We start from the raw sequence: 21,499 nt of genomic DNA on the forward strand, positions 1-21,499 counted from the left end.
GTAAATGGCTGTGGCGAACGAGGAGAAGTACCTCGACTACCTCAAGCGGGCGACGACCGATCTGCGCGAGGCGCGTCGGCGACTGCGCGAGGTGGAGGAGCGGGAGCAGGAGCCCATCGCCATCGTGGCGATGAGCTGCCGCTACCCGGGCGGGGTCCGTACCCCCGAGGAGCTGTGGGAGCTGGTGGCCCGCGGTGGCGACGCGGTCTCCCCGTACCCCGTCAACCGCGGCTGGGGCGAGGACGTGCTCTTCGACCCGGACCCGGAGACCGGGCACGAGAGTTACGTCCGCGAGGGCGGGTTCCTGCACGACGCCGCCGACTTCGACCCGACGTTCTTCGGCATCTCGCCCCGCGAGGCGCTCGCCATGGACCCCCAGCAGCGGCTGCTGCTGGAGACCACCTGGGAGGCGTTCGAGCGGGCCGGCATCGACCCGACCACGCTCCGCGGCAGCAAGACCGGCGTCTTCGCCGGCCTGATGTACCACGACTACGCCTCCCGGCTGTACTCCGCGCCCGAGGACGTCGAGGGCTTCCTCGGCAACGGAAGCACCGGCTCCATCGCCTCCGGCCGGGTGTCCTACACCTTCGGCCTGGAGGGCCCGGCCGTCACCGTCGACACGGCGTGCTCGTCGTCGCTGGTGGCGCTGCACCTGGCGGCGCAGGCGCTGCGCACCGGCGAGTGCACGCTCGCCCTCGCGGGCGGCGTCACCGTCATGTCCACCCCCGGCACCTTCACCGAGTTCAGCCGCCAGCGCGGCCTGGCCATCGACGGCCGCTGCAAGTCCTTCGCGGCGGCCGCCGACGGCACCGGCTGGGGCGAGGGCGTCGGCATGCTGCTCCTGGAGCGGCTCTCCGACGCCCGCAGGAACGGGCACCCCGTGCTCGCCCTGGTCCGCGGCTCGGCCATCAACCAGGACGGCGCCAGCAGCGGCCTGACCGCCCCCAACGGCCCGTCCCAGCAGCGCGTCATCCGGCAGGCCCTGGCCAGCGCCCGGCTGTCCGCCGGGCAGATCGACGCCGTCGAGGCGCACGGCACCGGTACGACGCTGGGCGACCCGATCGAGGCCCAGGCGCTGCTCGCCACCTACGGCCGCAACCGCTCGGCCGACCAGCCGCTGTGGCTCGGCTCGGTCAAGTCCAACCTCGGCCACACCCAGGCCGCCGCGGGCGTCGCCGGCATCATCAAGATGGTCATGGCGATGCGCCACGGCGTGCTGCCCAAGACCCTGCACGTGGACGAGCCCACCCCCAACGTCGACTGGACGGCCGGCGCCGTCGAGCTGCTCACCGAGACCCGCCCGTGGCCGGAGACCGGCCAGCCGCGCCGCGCCGCCGTCTCCTCCTTCGGCATCAGCGGCACCAACGCCCACACGGTGCTGGAGCAGGCCCCCGAGCCGGAGCCCGCCGACACCCCGGAGGAGCCGGCCGCCGCCCCGGCCACCGCGCTGCCGCTGTGGACCCTGTCGGCCAAGAGCCGGGACGCGCTGCGCGACCAGGCCGCCAACCTCCTCACCCACCTGGCCGCCCACTCGGATCAGTCCCTCGTCGACCTCGGCCACTCCCTCGCCACCGGCCGCGCCGCCTTCGAGCACCGCGCCGCGGTCGTCGCGGACGACCGCGCCGGCCTCGTCCAGGCGCTGGAGGCGCTCACCCGCGACGAGCCCGCGCCCGGCCTGGTCCACGGCAAGGTCGCCACCGGAAAGCGCGCCTTCCTCTTCACTGGCCAGGGCAGCCAGCGGGCCGGCATGGGCCGCGAACTGTACGCGGCGGTGCCGGCGTTCGCGGCGGCCCTGGACGCCGTCTGCGCCGAGCTCGACAAGCACCTGGGACGTCCGCTGAAGGACGTGCTCTTCGGCGACGACCCCGAGCCGCTCCACCAGACCGGCTACACCCAGCCCGCGCTCTTCGCCGTCGAGGTGGCCCTCTACCGCCTCGTCGAGGGCTGGGGCCTGAAGCCCGACTTCCTCTCCGGCCACTCCATCGGCGAGCTCGCGGCCGCCCATGTCTCCGGGGTCCTCTCGCTGGAGGACGCGGCCACGCTGGTCGCCGCCCGCGGCCGCCTGATGCAGGCCCTGCCGACCGGCGGCGCGATGATCGCCGTCCAGGCGACCGAGGACGAGGTCCTGCCGCTGCTCACCGACGGCGTGAGCATCGCCGCCCTCAACGGCCCGCGGTCGGTCGTGATCGCGGGCGACGAGAGCGCGGCCGTCGAGATCGCCGATGGCTTCGAGCGACAGGGTCGTAAGACCAAGCGGCTCACCGTCTCGCACGCCTTCCACTCGCCGCACATGGACGGCATGCTCGCCGAGTTCCGGCGCGTCGCGGCCGGCCTGTCGTACGCGGCCCCGCAGATCCCCATCGTCTCCAACCTGACCGGCGACCTGGTCACCGCCGAGGAGATCACCGACCCGGAGTTCTGGGTCCGGCACGTCCGCGAGGCCGTCCGCTTCCTCGACGGCGTCCGCGCCCTGGAGGCACGGAACGTCACCACCTTCATCGAGCTCGGCCCCGACGGCGTGCTCACCGCCATGGCGCAGGACTGCCTGTCCCGCGAGGACGCCACCCTCGTGGCGGCGCTGCGCGCCGGCCGCCCGGAGCCGCGCAGCCTGGCCGCCGCCCTGGCGGGCGCCCACGTCAACGGCGTCTCCCCGGACTGGCACGCGGTCTTCGCCGGCACCGGCGCCGCCCGCGTCGACCTTCCGCTCTACGCCTTCCAGCGCGAGACCTACTGGCTGGACACCGGCTACCTCACCGGCGACATGGCCTCGGCCGGGCTCGGCGCGGCGGACCACCCGCTGCTCGGCGCGGCCGTCTCCCTCGCCGACACCGACGGCTTCCTCTACACCGGGCGCCTCGCCCTCGACACCCACCCGTGGCTGGCCGACCACGCCGTGGCGGGTTCGGTGCTGCTGCCGGGCACGGCCTTCGTTGAGCTGGCGATCCGCGCCGGCGACCAGGTCGGCTGCGACCTGCTGGAGGAGCTGACGCTGGAGGCGCCGCTGGTCCTCCCCGAGGACGGCGGGGTGCAGTTCCAGCTGTCCGTGGGCGCCCCGGACGACTCCGGCCGCCGCACACTCGCGGTCTACTCCCGTGACGAGGACGCGGCCGCCGACGAACCCTGGGTCCGCCACGCCTCCGGCCTGCTGGCCACCGCGGTCGTGGCGCCCTCGCACGACCTCTCCGCCTGGCCCCCGGCGGGGGCGACCCCGCTGCCCCTCGACGGCCTCTACGAGGGCCTGGCCGAGGCCGGCCTCGCCTACGGACCCGTCTTCCAGGGCCTCACGTCGGCCTGGCGGCTGGGCGACGAGGTCTTCGCGGAGCTGGAGCTCCCGGAGCAGGCGGCGGCGGACGCGGGCCTGTTCGGGCTCCACCCGGCGCTGCTGGACTCCGCCCTGCACGCGGTCGCCCTCGGCGGCCTGATCGACGGCGCGGACGGCGCCCGGCTGCCGTTCGCCTGGTCCGGCGTCTCCCTGCACGCCGTGGGCGCCTCCGTGCTGCGCGTACGACTGGCCGCCACCGGCGCCGACGGCGTCTCCCTCGCCGTCGCCGACGGCACCGGCCGCGCCGTTCTCTCGGTCGACTCGCTGGTGCTGCGCCCCGTGTCGGCCGAGCAGATCAGCGGCGCACGCGACGCACGCCACGACTCCCTCTTCCGGCTCGACTGGGCCGAGGTGTCCGCCACCGCCACCGCCGCCGCGGGCGGCCGCTGGGCGCTGCTGGGCCCCGACACCCTGAACCTGGCCGCGACCGCCGGCGAGCGCATCGACGCCCACGCCGATCTGACCGGGCTGACGGAGGCGATCGCCGCGGGCGCGCCCGCACCGGACGACGTCCTGGTCACGTTCGCGCCCGGCGCCGACACCGACCCCGCGACGGTGCACGCCGCCGCCCGGCGGGCCCTCGCCCTGGTCCAGGCATACCTGGCCGACGAGCGCCTCGCCGACTCCCGGCTGGTCGTGCTGACCTCCGGCGCGGTGGCCACCGGCCCGGTCGAGTCGGTGACCGACCTGACCCACTCCGCCGTCTGGGGCCTGGTGCGCTCCGCCGAGTCGGAGAACCCCGGCCGCTTCGTCCTGATCGACCTCGACGGCGACGACGCGCCGCGCGCCCTCCCGGCGGCGCTCGCCTCCGGCGAGCCGCAGCTCGCGGTGCGCGAGGGCACGCCGCGGGCGCCGCGCCTCGCCCGCGCGGCCGTCCCGTCGACCGACGCGGCCGCCGAACGCTACGACGCCGAGGGCACGGTGCTGGTCACCGGCGCCAGCGGCACCCTGGGCGGGCTGTTCGCCCGGCACCTGGTCACCGAACACGGCGTGCGGCGTCTGCTGCTGGTGAGCCGTCGCGGCGGGGCCGCCCCGGGCGCGGAGGAGCTGGCCGCCGAACTGGGCGCGCTGGGCGCGTCGGTGACCTGGGCGGCCTGTGACGTGGCCGACCGCGAGGCGCTGGCCGGTGTGATCGCGGCGATCCCGGCGGAGCACCCGCTGACCGCCGTCGTGCACACCGCCGGTGTGCTGGATGACGGGGTCATCGGCTCGCTGACCGCGGAGCGGCTGGAGCGGGTGCTGCGCCCGAAGGTGGACGCGGCCTGGAACCTGCACGAGCTGACCCGTGAGCTCGACCTGTCCGCGTTCGTGCTGTTCTCCTCCGCCGCCGGTGTCTTCGGCGGCGCCGGGCAGGCCAACTACGCGGCGGCCAACGCCTTCCTGGACGCGCTGGCCGCGCACCGCCGCGCGGCCGGGCTGCCGGCGAGCTCGCTCGCCTGGGGCCTGTGGGCCGCCGAAGCCGGTGGCATGGCCGGGGAGCTGGACGAGGCCGACGTCTCCCGGATGAACCGGGCCGGCGTCGCCGCCCTGTCCGCCACCGAGGGCCTGGGGCTCTTCGACGCCTCCGCCCGCTCCGACGAGGCACTGCTGGTGCCGGTGCGGCTGGACCTCGCGGCCGTCCGCGCCCAGGCCGCCTCCCCCGACGACGTCGCCCCGCTGCTGCGCGGCCTGGTGCGGGTGCGGGCCCGCCGTACGGCGCAGGGCGCGGCCTCCTCGGGCGCGCTGGCGCAGCGACTGGCCGGGCTGGGCGAGGCCGAGCGCTTCGACGTCCTGCTGGAGCTGGTCCGCACCCAGGTCGCCGCCGTGCTGGGCCACGGCTCCGGCGACGCCGTCGACCCCGAACGCGCCTTCCGCGACCTGGGCTTCGACTCGCTGACCGCCGTCGAGCTGCGCAACCGCATGAACGCCGTCACCGGCATGCGACTGCCCGCCACCCTGGTCTTCGACTACCCGACCTCCGAGGTGCTCGCCCGCCACCTGCGCGACGAGCTGACCGGCTCCGCCGCCCAGGCGGGCGCCGTGGCACGGACCGCCGCGGTCGACGACGAGCCCATCGCCATCGTCGCCATGAGCTGCCGCTACCCCGGCGGCGTGCGCACCCCCGAGGAGCTGTGGCAGCTCCTCGTCGCCGGCCAGGACGCCGTCTCGGAGTTCCCCACCGACCGCGGCTGGGACCTGGAGTCCCTCTACCACCCCGACCCGGAGCACCCCGGCACCAGCTACACCCGAGAGGGCGGCTTCCTGCACGACGCCGCCCAGTTCGACCCCACCTTCTTCGGCATCTCGCCGCGCGAGGCGCTCGCCACCGACCCGCAGCAGCGGCTGCTGCTGGAGACGTCCTGGGAGGCGTTCGAGCGGGCCGGCATCGACCCGGTGACGCTGCGCGGCAGCCGTACCGGCGTCTTCGCCGGCGTCATGTACCACGACTACGCCACGCTGGTGGAGCAGGCCCCGGACGGCGGCGGCGAAGGCGCCCTCGGCTCCGGGAGCACCGGCTCCATCGCCTCCGGCCGGGTGGCGTACACCTTCGGCCTGGAGGGCCCGGCCGTCACCATCGACACGGCCTGCTCCTCCTCGCTGGTCGCGCTGCACTGGGCCATCCAGGCGCTGCGCGCCGGTGAGTGCGAACTGGCCCTGGCCGGCGGTGTCACCGTGATGGCCACCCCCGGCACCTTCGTCGGCTTCAGCCGCCAGGGCGGTCTCTCCGCCGACGGTCGCTGCCGCGCCTTCTCCGCCGAGGCGGACGGCACGGGCTGGGCCGAGGGCGCGGGCATGCTGCTCGTGGAGCGGCTCTCCGACGCCCGGAAGAACGGCCACCCGGTCCTCGCCGTGGTGCGCGGCTCCGCCGTCAACCAGGACGGCGCGAGCAACGGTCTGACGGCGCCCAACGGCCCGTCGCAGCAGCGCGTCATCCGACAGGCCCTGGCCAGCGCCGGTCTGTCGGCCGCCGAGGTCGACGCGGTCGAGGCGCACGGCACCGGCACCACGCTGGGCGACCCGATCGAGGCGCAGGCGCTGCTGGCCACCTACGGTCAGGAGCGCGACGGGGACCGGCCGCTGTGGCTGGGCTCCATCAAGTCCAACATGGGCCACACCCAGGCCGCCGCCGGTGTCGCCGGCATCATCAAGATGGTCATGGCGATGCGCCACGGCGTACTGCCGCAGACCCTCCACGCGGACCAGCCCTCCCCGCACGTCGACTGGTCGGCGGGCGCGGTCGAGCTGCTCACCGAGCCCCTGCCGTGGCCGGAGACCGGCCGCCCGCGCCGTGCCGGCGTCTCCTCCTTCGGCATCAGCGGCACCAACGCCCACACGATCATCGAGCAGGCCCCGGTGGACGAGCCCACCCCGGCCGCCTCCGACGAGACCCCGGCCGCCGACATCGGCGTGGTGTCCTGGACCCTCTCCGGCCGCAGCGCCGACGCCCTGCGCGCCCAGGCCGAGCGCCTCCTCGCCCACGTCGCCGGCCGCGCCGAGCTGAGCCCGCAGGACGTCGGGCACTCCCTCGCCACCGGCCGGACCGCCTTCGACCACCGCGCGGTCGTCGTCGCCGAGGACCGCGCCGGACTGCTCTCCGGCCTCGAAGCCCTCGCCGAGGGGCGCAACGCGGCCGCCGGCCTGGTGACCGGCTCCGTGGCGAACGGCAAGGCGGCGTTCCTGTTCACCGGCCAGGGCAGCCAGCGGCTGGGCATGGGCCGTGAGCTGTACGCGGCCTACCCGGTGTTCGCGGCGGCCTTCGACGCGGTCTGCGCTGAGCTGGACCCGCACCTGGAGCGTCCGCTGAAGGACGTGGTGTTCGGCGACGACGTCGCGACCCTGGACCAGACCGGCTACACCCAGCCCGCCCTCTTCGCCATCGAGGTGGCGCTGTTCCGCCTGGTCGAAGCCTGGGGCGTGAAGGCCGACTTCCTCTCCGGTCACTCGATCGGCGAGCTGGCCGCCGCCCATGTCGCGGGCGTCCTCTCGCTGGTGGACGCGGCGAAGCTGGTGGCGGCGCGCGGCCGGCTGATGCAGGCGCTGCCGGTCGGTGGCGCGATGATCGCGGTGCAGGCGTCGGAGGACGAGGTCCTCCCGCTGCTCACCGAGGGTGTCAGCATCGCGGCCCTCAACGGCCCGCAGTCCGTGGTGATCGCGGGCGACGAGGACGCGGCGCTGAAGATCGCGAGCGGCTTCGAGCAGCAGGGGCGCAAGACCAAGCGCCTCACGGTCTCGCACGCCTTCCACTCGCCGCGTATGGACGCGATGTTGGAGGACTTCCGCGCGGTCGCCGAGACGCTGTCGTACGCGGCTCCGCGGATCCCGATCGTCTCGGGTCTGACCGGCGCGCTGGTCTCCGTAGAGGAGATCACCACCGCCGACTTCTGGGTCCGTCACGTCCGCGAGGCGGTCCGCTTCCTGGACGCCGTGCGCGCCCTGGAGGCGCAGAACGTCACGACCTTCATCGAGCTCGGCCCCGACGGGGTGCTCACCGCCATGGGGCAGGAGTGTGCCCAGGGCGAGGACGTCGCCTTCGTCTCGGCGCTGCGCAAGGACCGTGGCGAGGCCGGGGCGTTGGTGGCGGCCGTGGCACGGGCGCACGTCCGTGGTGTGAAGGTGGACTGGTCGGCGCTGTCCATCGGGACGGGGGCCTCGCGGGTCGACCTGCCCACCTACGCCTTCCAGCGTGAGCGCTACTGGCCTGAGCTCCCGGCGTCCCGCGTCAGCGGCACGGCGGGGCTCGGCCTGGCGACGGTCGAGCACCCGCTGATGGGTGCCGCGGTCCCGCTGGCCGGCGGCGAGGAACTGCTGCTGACCGGTCGGATCGGGCTGGACACCCACCCGTGGCTGGCCGACCACGCGGTGGCGGGTTCGGTGCTGCTGCCGGGCACCGCCTTCGTGGAGCTGGCGATCCGTGCCGGCGACCAGGTCGGCTGTGATCTGCTGGAGGAGTTGACGCTGGAGGCGCCGTTGGTGCTTCCGGAGGACGGCGGGGTGCGGCTCCAGCTGTCCGTGGGCGCGCCGGACGCCTCCGGCCGTCGCTCGCTGGCCGTCTACTCCCGCCACGAGGACGCGGCCGCCGATGAGTCGTGGCTGCGCCACGCCTCGGGCCTGCTCGGCTCGGGCGCGGCGACGCCGTCGTACGACCTGTCGGCGTGGCCGCCGGCGGGCGCGTCCGACCTGTCGGTGGAGGGCCTCTACGAGGGCATGGCTGAGCTCGGTCTCGGTTACGGGCCGGTGTTCCAGGGGCTGAAGTCGGCCTGGCGGCTGGGTGGCGAGGTGTTCGCGGAGCTGGAGCTGCCGGAGGAGGCGCGCGCTGAGGCGGGTCTGTTCGGGCTGCACCCGGCGCTGTTGGACTCGGCGCTGCACGCGGTCGGCCTCGGTGGTCTGATCGAGGGTGAGGACGGCGCGCGGCTGCCGTTCGCCTGGTCCGGTGTCTCCCTGCACGCCGTGGGCGCCTCCGTGCTGCGCGTGCGGCTGGCGTCCACCGGAGCCGAGGGCGTCTCGCTCGCCGTCGCCGACGGGGCGGGTCGCGCCGTGCTGTCGGTGGACTCGCTGGTGCTGCGGCCCGTGTCGGTGGAGCAGATCAGTGGCGCGGCGCGCGGCGGTCGGCAGGACTCGCTCTTCCGAGTGGACTGGGTGACGGTTCCCGCGACGGTCTCCTCCGCGCCCGTGCCGCCGAGCCGTTGGGCGGTCCTGGGCTCCGCCGAGCCGGCCCGCCGCGTGGTCGGCGACCAGGTCGCGGCGTACGCGGACCTCGCTGAGCTGGCCGCGGCCGTGGAGTCCGGCGAGGTCCCCGAGTTCGTCTTCGTGGCGCCCTCCGCGGCCGCCGGCGAGGGGACCGCGGCCGCCACCCACACCGCGACGGCCGAGACGCTCGCCCTGGTGCGGGAGTGGCTGGGCGCCGAGCGCTTCGCCGGCTCCCGGCTGGTGGTGCTGACCTCCGGCGCGGTGGCCGCCGACCCGGTCGAGCCGGTGACGGACCTGCCGGGTGCGGCGGTCTGGGGCCTGGTGCGCTCCGCCGAGTCGGAGAACCCCGGGCGTTTCGTCCTGGTCGACATCGACGGTCGGGACGACTCGATCCGCGTCCTGCCCACCGCGTTGACCTCCGGCGAAGCGCAGCTCGCCATCCGTACGGGCGCGGTGCGCGCGCCCCGGCTGGCCCGTGCCGACGTCACCGCCGACTCCGTGCGGGAGTTCGCGGCCGGTGGGACGGTGCTGGTGACGGGTGCGAGCGGCACGCTGGGTGGTCTGGTGGCCCGGCATCTGGTGGCCGAGCACGGTGTCCGGCATCTGCTGCTGGTGAGCCGTCGGGGCGGGGACGCCCCCGGCGCCGGTGAGCTGGCGGACGAGCTGGGCTCGCTGGGCGCGTCGGTGACCTGGGCGGCCTGTGATGTGGCCGACCGCGAGGCGCTGGCCGGTGTGCTGGCGGCGATCCCGGCCGCCCATCCGCTGACCGGTGTGCTGCACACCGCGGGTGTGCTGGACGACGGCACGATCGGCTCGTTGACGCCGGAGCGCCTGGAGTTCGTGCTGCGTCCGAAGGTGGACGCGGCCTGGAACCTGCATGAGCTGACGCGGGACCTCGACCTCTCCGCGTTCGTCCTGTTCTCCTCGGCCGCCGGTGTGTTCGGCAACGCGGGGCAGGGCAACTACGCCGCCGCGAACGCCTTCCTGGACGCGCTGGCCCAGCACCGCAAGGCGGCTGGCCTGGCGGGCAGTTCGCTGGCGTGGGGTCTGTGGGCGGACGAGGGCGGTATGGCCGGTGAGCTGGCCGAGGCCGATGTGTCCCGGATGAGTCGGGGCGGCGTGGACGCGCTGACCGCCGCCGAGGGCCTGGAACTCCTCGACGCCGCCGGCCGCAGCGCTGAGCCGCTGCTGGTCCCGATCCGACTGGACCTGGCCGCCCTGCGCGCCCAGGCCGCCGACGGAGCACTGCCCGCACTCCTCAGCGGGCTCGTCCGGGTGCCCGCGCGCCGCGCCGCCGAGGGCGCCACGGCGTCCGGCGCCCTGGCACGCCGACTGGCCGGGCTGGACGAGGCCGAGCAGCACGGTGTGTTGCTGGAGCTGGTGCGTACGCAGGTCGCCGCCGTGCTCGGATACGCGGGCGCGGAGACGGTCGAGGCCGAACGCTCCTTCCGTGAGCTGGGCTTCGACTCGCTGACGGCGGTGGAGCTGCGGAACCTGCTGGGTGCGGCGACGGAGCTGCGGCTGCCGGCGACGCTGGTCTTCGACTACCCGACGCCGACGGTGCTGGCGGACTTCCTGCGCGCCGAGCTGGTGGGCGCGGTGGCGGACGCGGCCGGTCCGGTGGTCGTGGCCGCCGTGGACGACGAGCCGATCGCGATCGTGGGTCTGGGCTGTCGTTACCCCGGTGGTGTGGAGACGCCGGAGGACCTGTGGCGGCTGGTCATGGAGGGCCGGGACGCCATCTCGGAGTTCCCGACCGACCGCGGCTGGGACCTCGACGCGCTGTACCACGAGGACCCCGACCACCCCGGCACCTCGTACACCCGCGAGGGCGGCTTCGTGGACGAGGCGGGCTACTTCGACCCGGCGTTCTTCGGGATCTCGCCCCGTGAGGCGCTGGCGATGGACCCGCAGCAGCGGCTGCTGCTGGAGACGTCCTGGGAGGCGTTCGAGCGGGCGGGCATCGACCCGGGCGCGCTGCGCGGGAGCCGTACCGGCGTCTTCGCCGGCGTCATGTACCACGACTACGCCTCGCTGCTGGAGCGCGTGCCCGAGGGCGTCGAGGGCTTCCTCGGCACGGGCAACGCGGCGAGTGTGATCTCGGGTCGCCTGGCGTACACCTTCGGTCTGGAAGGCCCGGCGGTGACCGTCGACACGGCCTGCTCCTCCTCGCTGGTCGCCCTGCACCTCGCCGTCCAGGCGCTGCGCAACGGCGAATGCGAACTCGCCCTGGCGGGCGGTGTCACCGTGATGGCCACCCCCGCCGCCTTCGTGGAGTTCAGCCGGCAGCGCGGCCTGGCGGCCGACGGTCGCTGCAAGGCGTTCTCCGCCGAGGCGGACGGCACGGGCTGGGCCGAGGGCGCGGGCATGCTGCTCGTCGAGCGGCTGTCGGACGCGCGGAAGAACGGCCACGAGGTGCTGGCGATCGTCCGCGGCAGCGCGATCAACCAGGACGGCGCGAGCAACGGTCTGACGGCGCCCAACGGTCCGTCGCAGCAGCGCGTCATCCGCCAGGCCCTCGCCAACGCCGGTCTGTCGGCCACTGAGGTGGACGCGGTCGAGGCGCACGGCACGGGTACGACGCTCGGTGACCCGATCGAGGCGCAGGCGCTGCTGGCCACGTACGGTCAGGAGCGGGACGGTGGTCGGCCACTGTGGCTGGGCTCCATCAAGTCCAACATGGGCCACACACAGGCCGCCGCCGGTGTTGCCGGCATCATCAAGATGGTCATGGCGATGCGCCACGGCGTACTGCCGAAGACGCTGCACGTGGACGAGCCGTCGCCGCACATCGACTGGTCGGCGGGTGAGGTCTCGCTGCTGGCCGACGCGGTGGCCTGGCCGGAGACCGGGCGCCCGCGGCGCGCCGCGGTGTCCTCCTTCGGTTTCAGCGGCACCAACGCGCACACGATCATCGAGCAGGCCCCGGCGGACGAGTCCACTCCGGTCGAGCGCGAAGCCGCCCCGGGCGCCGACGCGGGCGTACTGCCCTGGACCCTCTCGGCGAAGACGGCCGACGCGCTGCGCGCCCAGGCCGACCGGCTCCGCGGCCACCTCGCCGACCGTGCGGACGTCATCCCCGTCGACCTCGGCTACTCGCTGGCCACCACCCGCGCCGCCCTCGACCACCGCGCCGTCCTGGTGGCCCAGGAGCGTGCCGGGTTCCTGACCGCCCTGGACGCCCTCGCCGAGGGGCGCAACGCGGCCGCCGGCCTGGTGACCGGCTCCGTGGCGAACGGCAAGGCGGCGTTCCTGTTCACGGGTCAGGGCAGCCAGCGGCTGGGCATGGGGCGTGAGCTCTACGCGGCCTACCCGGTGTTCGCGGAGGCGTTCGACGCGGTGTGCACCGCGCTGGACGAGCACCTGGAGCGTCCGCTGAAGGACGTGGTGTTCGGCGCCGACGCCGAGCTGCTGGACCAGACCGGCTTCACCCAGCCCGCGCTGTTCGCGGTCGAGGTGGCGCTGTTCCGTCTGGTCGAGGCGTGGGGTGTGAAGGCCGACTTCCTGTCCGGTCACTCGATCGGCGAGCTGGCCGCCGCGCATGTCGGGGGTGTTCTCGCGCTGGCTGACGCGGCGAAGCTGGTGGCCGCGCGCGGCCGGCTGATGCAGGCGCTGCCGGTCGGTGGCGCGATGATCGCGGTGCAGGCGACGGAGGACGAGGTCCTTCCGCTGCTCACCGACGGTGTCAGCATCGCGGCCCTCAACGGCCCGCGGTCCGTGGTGATCGCGGGCGACGAGGACGCGGCTGTCACGATCGCCGGGACCTTCGAGACGCAGGGTCGTAAGACCAAGCGCCTCACGGTCTCGCACGCCTTCCACTCGCCGCGCATGGACGCGATGTTGGAGGACTTCCGCGCGGTCGCCGAGACCCTCTCGTACGAGGCTCCGCGTATCCCGATCGTCTCGGGTCTGACCGGCGCGCTGGTCACCGCCGAGGAGATCACCAGCCCGGACTTCTGGGTCCGCCACGTCCGCGAGGCGGTCCGCTTCCTGGACGCCGTGCGCGCCCTGGAGGCGCAGGGCGTCACCACCTTCGTCGAGCTCGGCCCCGACGGGGTGCTCTCCGCGATGGCGCAGGAGTGCGTCACCGGCGAGGGCGCGGCCTTCGCGGCGGTGCTGAGGGCCGGACGGCCCGAGGCGGAGTCGCTGGTCGCGGCCGTGGCACGGGCGCACGTCCGTGGTGTGAAGGTGGACTGGGCGGCGTACTACGCGGGCACCGGTGCCGCGCGGGTCGCCCTGCCCACGTACGCCTTCCAGCGGAAGCGCTACTGGCCGGAGGTCTCGCCCGCCGGCCTTGCCGGCACGGCCGGCCTGGGCCTCGGCACGGTCGACCACCCGCTGGTGGGCGCCGTGGTGCCGCTCGCCGGCGTCGAGGGGCTGGTGCTGACCGGTCGGATCGGGCTGGACACCCACCCGTGGCTGGCCGACCACGCCGTCATGGGCTCGGTGCTGCTGCCGGGCACCGCCTTCGTGGAGCTGGCGATCCGCGCCGGCGACCACATCGGCTGTGAACTGCTGGAGGAGTTGATGCTGGAGGCGCCGTTGGTGCTTCCGGAGGACGGCGGGGTGCGGCTCCAACTGTCCGTGGGCGCGCCGGACGCCTCCGGCCGTCGCTCGCTGGCCGTCTACTCCCGCCACGAGGACGCGGCCGCCGATGAGCCGTGGCTGCGGCACGCCTCCGGCCTGCTGGCGGAGGGCACCACGCCGGCCGCCTTCGACCTGTCCGCCTGGCCCCCGGCCGGGGCCACGCCGCTGTCCGTCGACGGCCTCTACGAGGGTCTGGCCGGGGTCGGTCTCGGCTACGGGCCGGTGTTCCAGGGGCTGAAGTCGGCCTGGCGGCTGGGTGGCGAGGTGTTCGCGGAGCTGGAGCTGCCGAAGGAGGCGCGCGCTGATGCGGGTCTGTTCGGGCTGCACCCGGCGCTGTTGGACTCGGCGTTGCACGCGGTCGGCCTCGGTGGTCTGATCGAGGGTGAGGACGGCGCCCGGCTGCCGTTCGCCTGGTCCGGTGTCTCGCTGCACGCCGTGGGCGCCTCCGTGCTGCGGGTGCGGCTGGCGTCCTCCGGGGCCGAGGGCGTCTCGCTCGCCGTCGCCGACGGGGCGGGGCGACCGGCCCTGACGGTCGACTCGCTGGTTCTGCGCCCCGTCTCCGCCGACCAGATCGACGGCGCGGCGCGCGGCGGACGCCAGGACTCGCTCTTCCGCCTGGAGTGGACCGAGCCTGTCGCCGCCACCGCGCCGGACACCGCGCTCGGCGACCGCTGGGCGGTGCTCGGCACCGACGCCTTCGGGCTGGCCGCCGCCGACTCGGCGATCCCGGTCCACCCGGAGCTGAGCGCGCTGGCCGAGGCGGTGGAGGCCGGCACCGCGGCCCCGCGCGAGGTGTTCTTCGCTTGCGCCGCCGCCGATGACGCCGCCGACGGCGGCCCCGCCGCCGTGCACCGGGCCGCCGCCGAGGCGCTCGCCCTGGTGCAGGCGTGGCTGGCCGACGAGCGCTTCGCCGACACCCGGCTGGTCCTGCTGACGTCGGGGGCCGTGGCCACCGGCGCCGACGAGCCGGTGACGGATCTCGCGGGTGCGGCGGTGTGGGGCCTGGTGCGCTCCGCTCAGTCCGAGAACCCGGGGCGGTTCGTCCTGGTCGACCTCGACGGCACGGGCGGCTCGCTGCGCGCCCTCCCGGCGGCCTTGGCCTCCGACGAGCCGCAGCTCGCCCTCCGCGACGGCGCCTGGCGCGCCCCCCGCCTGACCCGGGCGCTCCACGCCACCGCCGAGTCGGCGGACTCCGTGCGGGAGTTCGCGGCCGGTGGGACGGTGCTGGTGACGGGTGCGAGCGGCACGCTGGGTGGTCTGGTGGCCCGGCATCTGGTGGCCGAGCACGGTGTCCGGCATCTGCTGCTGGTGAGCCGTCGGGGCGGGGACGCCCCCGGTGCGGTCGAACTGACCGGCCGGCTCGCTGAGTTCGGCGCGTCCGTCACCTGGGCCGCCTGTGACGTGGCCGACCGGGAGGCGCTGGCCGGTGTGCTGGCGGCGATCCCGGCCGCCCATCCGTTGACCGGTGTGCTGCACACCGCGGGTGTGCTGGACGACGGCACGATCGGCTCGCTCACCCCCGAGCGGCTGGCGAAGGTGCTGCGTCCGAAGGTGGACGCGGCCTGGAACCTGCATGAGCTCACCCGTGAGTTCGACCTCGCCTCCTTCGTCCTGTTCTCCTCGGCCGCCGGTGTGTTCGGCAACGCGGGGCAGGGCAACTACGCCGCCGCGAACGCCTTCCTGGACGCGCTGGCCCAGCACCGTAGGGCCGCCGGTCTGGCCGGTAGCTCGCTGGCGTGGGGTCTGTGGGCGGACGAGGGCGGTATGGCCGGTGAGCTGGCCGAGGCCGATGTGTCCCGGATGAGTCGGGGCGGCGTGGACGCGCTGACCGCCGCCGAGGGCCTGGAACTCCTCGACGCCGCCGGCCGCAGCGCCGACGCGGTGCTGATCCCGATGCGGCTCGACATGGCCGCGCTGCGGGCCCGCGCCGCCTCCTCCGGCGCGGTGGCGCCGCTGCTGCGCTCCCTGGTCCGGCTGCCGGGCCGCCGCGCCGCCGAGGGCGCCACGGCGTCCGGCGCGCTGGCCCAGCGGCTCGCCGGCCTGGGCGAGACAGAACAGCAGGGTGTCCTGCTGGAGCTGGTCCGCACCCAGGTGGCGGCCGTGCTCGGCCACGACTCCGCGGACGCCGTGGAACCCCACCACTCCTTCCGTGAGCTGGGCTTCGACTCGCTGACGGCGGTGGAGCTGCGGAACCTCCTCGGGGCGGCGACGGAGCTGCGGCTGCCGGCGACGCTGGTCTTCGACTACCCGACGCCGACGGTGCTGGCGGACTTCCTGCGCGCCGAGCTGGTGGGCGCGGTGGCGGACGCGGCCGGTCCGGTGGTCGTGGCCGCCGTGGACGACGAGCCGATCGCGATCGTGGGTCTGGGCTGTCGTTACCCCGGTGGTGTGGAGACGCCGGAGGACCTGTGGCGGCTGGTCATGGAGGGCCGGGACGCGATCTCGGAGTTCCCGACCGACCGCGGCTGGGACCTCGACGCGCTGTATCACGAGGACCCCGACCACCCCGGCACCTCGTACACCCGTGAGGGCGGATTCGTCGACGAGGCGGGCTACTTCGACCCGGCGTTCTTCGGGATCTCGCCCCGTGAGGCGCTGGCGATGGACCCGCAGCAGCGGCTGCTGCTGGAGACGTCCTGGGAGGCGTTCGAGCGGGCGGGCATCGACCCGGGCGCGCTGCGCGGGAGCCGTACCGGCGTCTTCGCGGGCGTCATGTACCACGACTACGCCTCCTCGCTGCCGGCGCTGCCGGAAGGCGTCGAGGGGTTCGTCGGGACGGGTAACGCGGCGAGTGTGATCTCGGGTCGGCTGGCGTACACCTTCGGCCTGGAGGGCCCGGCGGTGACCGTCGACACGGCCTGCTCCTCCTCGCTGGTCGCCCTGCACCTCGCCGTGCAGGCGCTGCGCAACGGCGAGTGCGAGCTGGCGCTCGCGGGCGGTGTGACCGTGATGGCGACCCCGGCTCCCTTCGTGGAGTTCAGCCGGCAGCGCGGCCTGGCGGCCGACGGTCGCTGCAAGGCGTTCTCCGCCGACGCGGACGGCACCGGCTGGTCCGAGGGCGCGGGCATGCTGCTTGTGGAGCGGCTCTCCGACGCCCGGCGGCACGGTCACCCGGTCCTCGCCGTGGTGCGCGGCTCCGCGATCAACCAGGACGGCGCGAGCAACGGTCTGACGGCGCCGAACGGCCCGTCGCAGCAGCGCGTCATCCGGCAGGCCCTGGCCAACGCCCGGCTGACCGCGTCGGAGATCGACGTGGTCGAGGCGCACGGCACCGGCACCACGCTGGGTGACCCGATCGAGGCGCAGGCGCTGCTGGCCACCTACGGTCAGGAGCGGCCGGAGGGGCAGCCGCTGTGGCTGGGCTCCTTCAAGTCGAACGTGGGCCACACCCAGGCCGCGGCCGGCGTCGGCGGCATCATCAAGATGGTCATGGCGATGCGCCACGGCGTGCTGCCGAAGACGCTGCACGTGGACGAGCCGTCGCCGCACATCGACTGGTCGGCGGGTGAGGTCTCGCTGCTGGCCGACGCGGTGGTCTGGCCGGAGACCGGCCGCCCGCGGCGCGCCGCGGTGTCCTCCTTCGGCTTTAGCGGCACCAACGCGCACACGATCATCGAGCAGGCCCCGGTCGCCGAGGAGCGGGCCGTGGCGCCCGCCGCCGTGACGCCGCCGGTCGTGGCCCTGCCGCTCTCGGCGAAGACGGCCGAAGCGCTGCGCGCCCAGGCCGACCGGCTCGGCCGCCACCTCGCGGACCGTACGGACGCGTCACCCGCCGACCTGGGCTACTCGCTGGCGACGACCCGTGCCGCCCTGGACCACCGTGCGGTGGTCGTGGGCGCGGACCGGGAGACGCTGGTGGCGGGCCTGGAGGCGCTGGCGGGCGGCGAGTCGGCCGCGGGCCTGGTCGAGGGTTCGGTCGCCGACGGCAAGACGGCGATCCTGTTCACCGGTCAGGGCAGCCAGCGGCTGGGCATGGGCCGTGAGCTCTACGCGGCGTACCCGGCCTTCGCGGAGGCGCTGGACGCGGTCTGCGACGAGCTGGACCGGCACCTGGAACACCCCCTCAAGACCGTGGTGTTCGGCGAGGACGCCGAGCTGCTGAACCAGACCGGCTACACCCAGCCGGCCCTGTTCGCGATCGAGGTGGCCCTGTACCGCCTGGTCGAGGGCTGGGGGCTCACCGCCGACTTCCTCTCCGGTCACTCGATCGGCGAGCTGGCCGCCGCGCATGTCGCGGGTGTGCTCTCGCTGGCGGACGCGGCGAAGCTGGTGACCGCGCGCGGCCGGCTGATGCAGGCGCTGCCGGCCGGCGGCGCGATGATCGCGGTGCAGGCGTCGGAGGACGAGGTCCTGCCGCTGCTCACCGACGGTGTCAGCATCGCGGCCCTCAACGGCCCGCGGTCCGTGGTGATCGCGGGTGACGAGGACGCGGCTGTCGAGATCGCGAGCGGCTTCGAGGCGCAGGGTCGTAAGACCAAGCGGCTCACCGTCTCGCACGCCTTCCACTCGCCCCGTATGGACGCGATGTTGGACGACTTCCGGGCGATCGCGGAGACCCTCACCTACGCGGCCCCGCGCATCCCGATCGTCTCCAACCTCACCGGCGCCCTGGTCTCCGCCGAGGAGATCACCAGCCCGGACTTCTGGGTGCGCCACGTCCGGGAGGCGGTCCGCTTCCTCGACGGGATCCGCGCCCTGGAGGAGCACGGCGTCACCACCTTCATCGAGCTCGGCCCCGACGGAGTACTCACCGCCATGGCACAGGACTGCGCCACCGACCCCGACGGGGCGGCCTTCGCCGCCGCCCTGCGCGCCGGCCGCCCCGAGCCGGAGGCGCTCGCCGCCGCCGTGGCCCGGGCGCAGGTCCGGGGCGTGCCGGTGGACTGGGCGGCGTTCTACGCGAACACCGCCGCCCGCCGGATCGACGACCTGCCCACCTACCCGTTCCAGCGCCAGCGCTACTGGCTGGAGGCCCCGGCCGGCGCCGCCGGCGACGTGGCCTCGGCCGGGCTGGGGTCGGCCGACCACCCGCTGCTGGGCGCGGCGGTGGACCTGCCCGACTCCGACGGCCTTCTCTTCACCGGACGGCTCTCGCTGCACAGCCACCCCTGGCTGGCCGACCACGCCGTCATGGACACCGTGCTGCTCCCCGGCACGGCCCTGGTGGAGCTGGCCGTGCGCGCCGGCGACCAGGTCGGCTGCGACCTGCTGGAGGAGCTGACCCTGGAGGCGCCGCTGGTGCTTCCGGCGCGCGGCGGCGTCCAGCTGCGGGTCACCGTCGGCGAGCCCGACGAGGCGTCCGGGCGGCGCGCGCTGCACGTCTACTCCCGCCCCGAGGACGCCTCGGACGAGCCGTGGACCCGGCACGCGGCCGGCGCGCTCGCGGTCGGCGGCACCGCCGCCCCGGCGGCCGTGCCGGGGGAGTGGCCCCCGGCCGACGCCGAGGCGGTCGAACTCGACGGCTTCTACGACGCCTTCGCGGCCCTCGGCCTCGGCTACGGGCCCGTGTTCCAGGGGCTGCGCGCCGCCTGGCGGCGTGGCGACGAGGTGTTCGCCGAGGTCGCGCTGGGCGAGGCGCAGCAGGCTGAGTCCCGGGCGTACGGGCTGCACCCGGCGCTGATGGACGCCGCCCTGCACGCGGTGGGCCTCGGTGGCTTCTTCGCCGGAGAGGACGAGGGCGAGGCCGCCGGGCGGGCCCGGCTGCCGTTCGCGTGGGACGGGGTGCGGCTGCACGCCGTCGGCGCCTCGGCGCTGCGGGTGCGGGTCTCACCGGCCGGCTCGGGCGCGGTGGCGCTGGCGGTCGCCGACGAGGCCGGCGCGCCGGTCGCCTCGGTCGACTCGCTCGCGCTGCGACCGCTCGACGCCGAGCAGTTCACGGCCGGCCGGGCCGCGCACCACGAGTCGCTGTTCCGCGTCGACTGGGCCGCCCTGCCCGCGCCGGCCGCGTCGCCGGCCGCGGAGGCCGGCGCGTACGCGGTCCTCGGCGGCGACGAGCTGAAGGTGGCCGCCGCGCTGGAGGCCGCCGGTGTCGACACCGTGAGCCACGCGGATCTGGCCGCCCTCGCGGCGGCCGTGGACGCGGACGGGATCGCCCCGGACGTGGTGCTGCTGCCGTCGCTGCCCGACCTGGCCACCGCCGGCGACACCGCGGCCGCGGCGCACGCCGTCACCGGCCGGCTGCTGTCCCTGGTGCGGGAGTGGCTGGCGGACGAGCGGTTCGCCGACTCCCGGCTGGTGCTGCTGACCCGTGGGGCCGTGGCCGTGGGCGACGGAGTGGCGGGCGACGGCGACGAGGCGGCCCCGACGGAGGCGGCCTGGGACCTCACGCACGCCGCCGTCTGGGGCCTGGTCCGCTCGGCGCAGGCCGAGCACCCGGGCCGGTTCGTCCTGGTGGACGTGGCGGCCGACGGCGCCGGCGCCGCCGGCGCGCTGCGGGAGCTGCCCGCCGTGCTGGCGACCGACGAGCCGCAGCTCGCGCTGCGCGGCGACACCTGGCACGCCCCGCGCCTGGCGCGGGTGGCCTCGCTCGCCGAGGAGACCGTGCCGGCCTTCGACGCGGCGGGCACCGTGCTGGTCACCGGCGCCAGCGGCACCCTGGGCGGGCTGCTGGCCCGGCACCTGGTGGCCGAGCGCGGCGTGCGGCACCTGCTGCTGACCAGCCGTCGGGGCGCCGAGGCGGCGGGCGCCGCCGAACTCGCGGCGGAGCTGACCGCGGCCGGCGCGCAGGTCACCTGGGCGGCCTGCGACGCGGCCGACCGCGAGGCGCTGGCCGCGCTGCTCGCCGCCATCCCGGCGGAGCACCCGCTCACCGCGGTGATCCACGCGGCCGGTGTGCTGGACGACGGCATCGTCGAGTCGCTCACCCCCGAGCGGCTGGCCAAGGTGCTGCGGCCCAAGGTGGACGCCGCGTGGAACCTGCACGAGCTCACCCAGGACCTGGACCTGTCGGACTTCGTGCTGTTCTCCTCGGCGGCCGGCGTCTTCGGCAACCCGGGCCAGGGCAACTACGCGGCGGCCAACGCCTTCCTGGACGCGCTGGCGGCGTACCGGCGCGCCCAGCACCGCCCGGCCGTCTCCCTGGCCTGGGGCCTGTGGGAGGACGAGGGCGGCATGGCGGCCACGCTCGCCGAGGCCGACCGGCAGCGGATGAACCGCGGCAGCATGGGCGCGCTGAGCGACGCCGACGGGCTGGCCCTGTTCGACGTGGCCTGCCTGTCCGAGCACGCCCTGCTGATCCCGGCCGCGCTCGACCTCGCGGCGCTGCGCGCCCAGGCGACGACCGGTGTGGCCCCGCTGCTGCGCGGGCTGATCCGGACCCCGGTGCGGCGCGCCGCGGCCGGCGGCGCGGGCGCGGCGGCGGAGGCGGAGAGCCTCGTCGAGCGGCTCGCCGGAATGGCGGCGGCCGAGCGGGACCGCTTCCTGCTCAACCTGGTCTGCGGCCAGGTGGCGACCGTGCTCGGGTACGGCGGTGCCGGCGCCATCGAACCGGGCGCGGCCTTCAAGGAGCTGGGCTTCGACTCGCTCACCGCGGTGGAGCTCCGCAACCGGCTCGGCGCGGCCACCGGGCTGCGGCTGCCGGCGACGCTGATCTTCGACTACCCGACGCCCGAGGCGCTCGCCGACCATCTGCGCGCGGCGCTTCCGGTCGGCGACGGCGGCCCGTCGGTCTTCGGCGAACTCGACCGGCTGGAGGCCGCCCTGGCCGGAGCCGCGGACGACAGCGTCACCCGCTCGCGGATCACGATGCGCCTCCAGGCCCTGATGGCCAAGTGGAACGAGGCGCAGGAAGCGACGGCCGACGCCGAGACCGGCGACGACGACCTCGCATCGGCAACCGACGACGAGCTGTTCGACCTGCTCGACGACGAACTCGGCTCCTCCTGAAGGGGAGCGCACCGAACTGATGAGCATGACCTCCCCTTT

The 21,499-nt window shown here is 75.2% G+C and carries 1 protein-coding gene; it reads left to right on the forward strand.

What is annotated here, in order from left to right; translation table 11 throughout:
- The first annotated feature begins 4 nt into the window (after positions 1-4).
- Positions 5-21,460, forward strand: coding sequence for a type I polyketide synthase (locus tag CD790_RS13860; protein WP_144383516.1), 21,456 nt, complete (start codon positions 5-7; stop codon positions 21,458-21,460).
- Positions 21,461-21,499: the final 39 nt, after the last annotated feature.

It is taken from the genome of Streptomyces sp. SAJ15, assembly GCF_007595705.1.
GTDB lineage: Bacteria > Actinomycetota > Actinomycetes > Streptomycetales > Streptomycetaceae > Streptomyces.

Bases quoted from the DNA above. Each gene is read 5' to 3' on its own strand.
- CD790_RS13860 (WP_144383516.1), top strand. From the start codon at position 5: ATGGCTGTGGCGAACGAGGAGAAGTACCTCGACTACCTCAAGCGGGCG.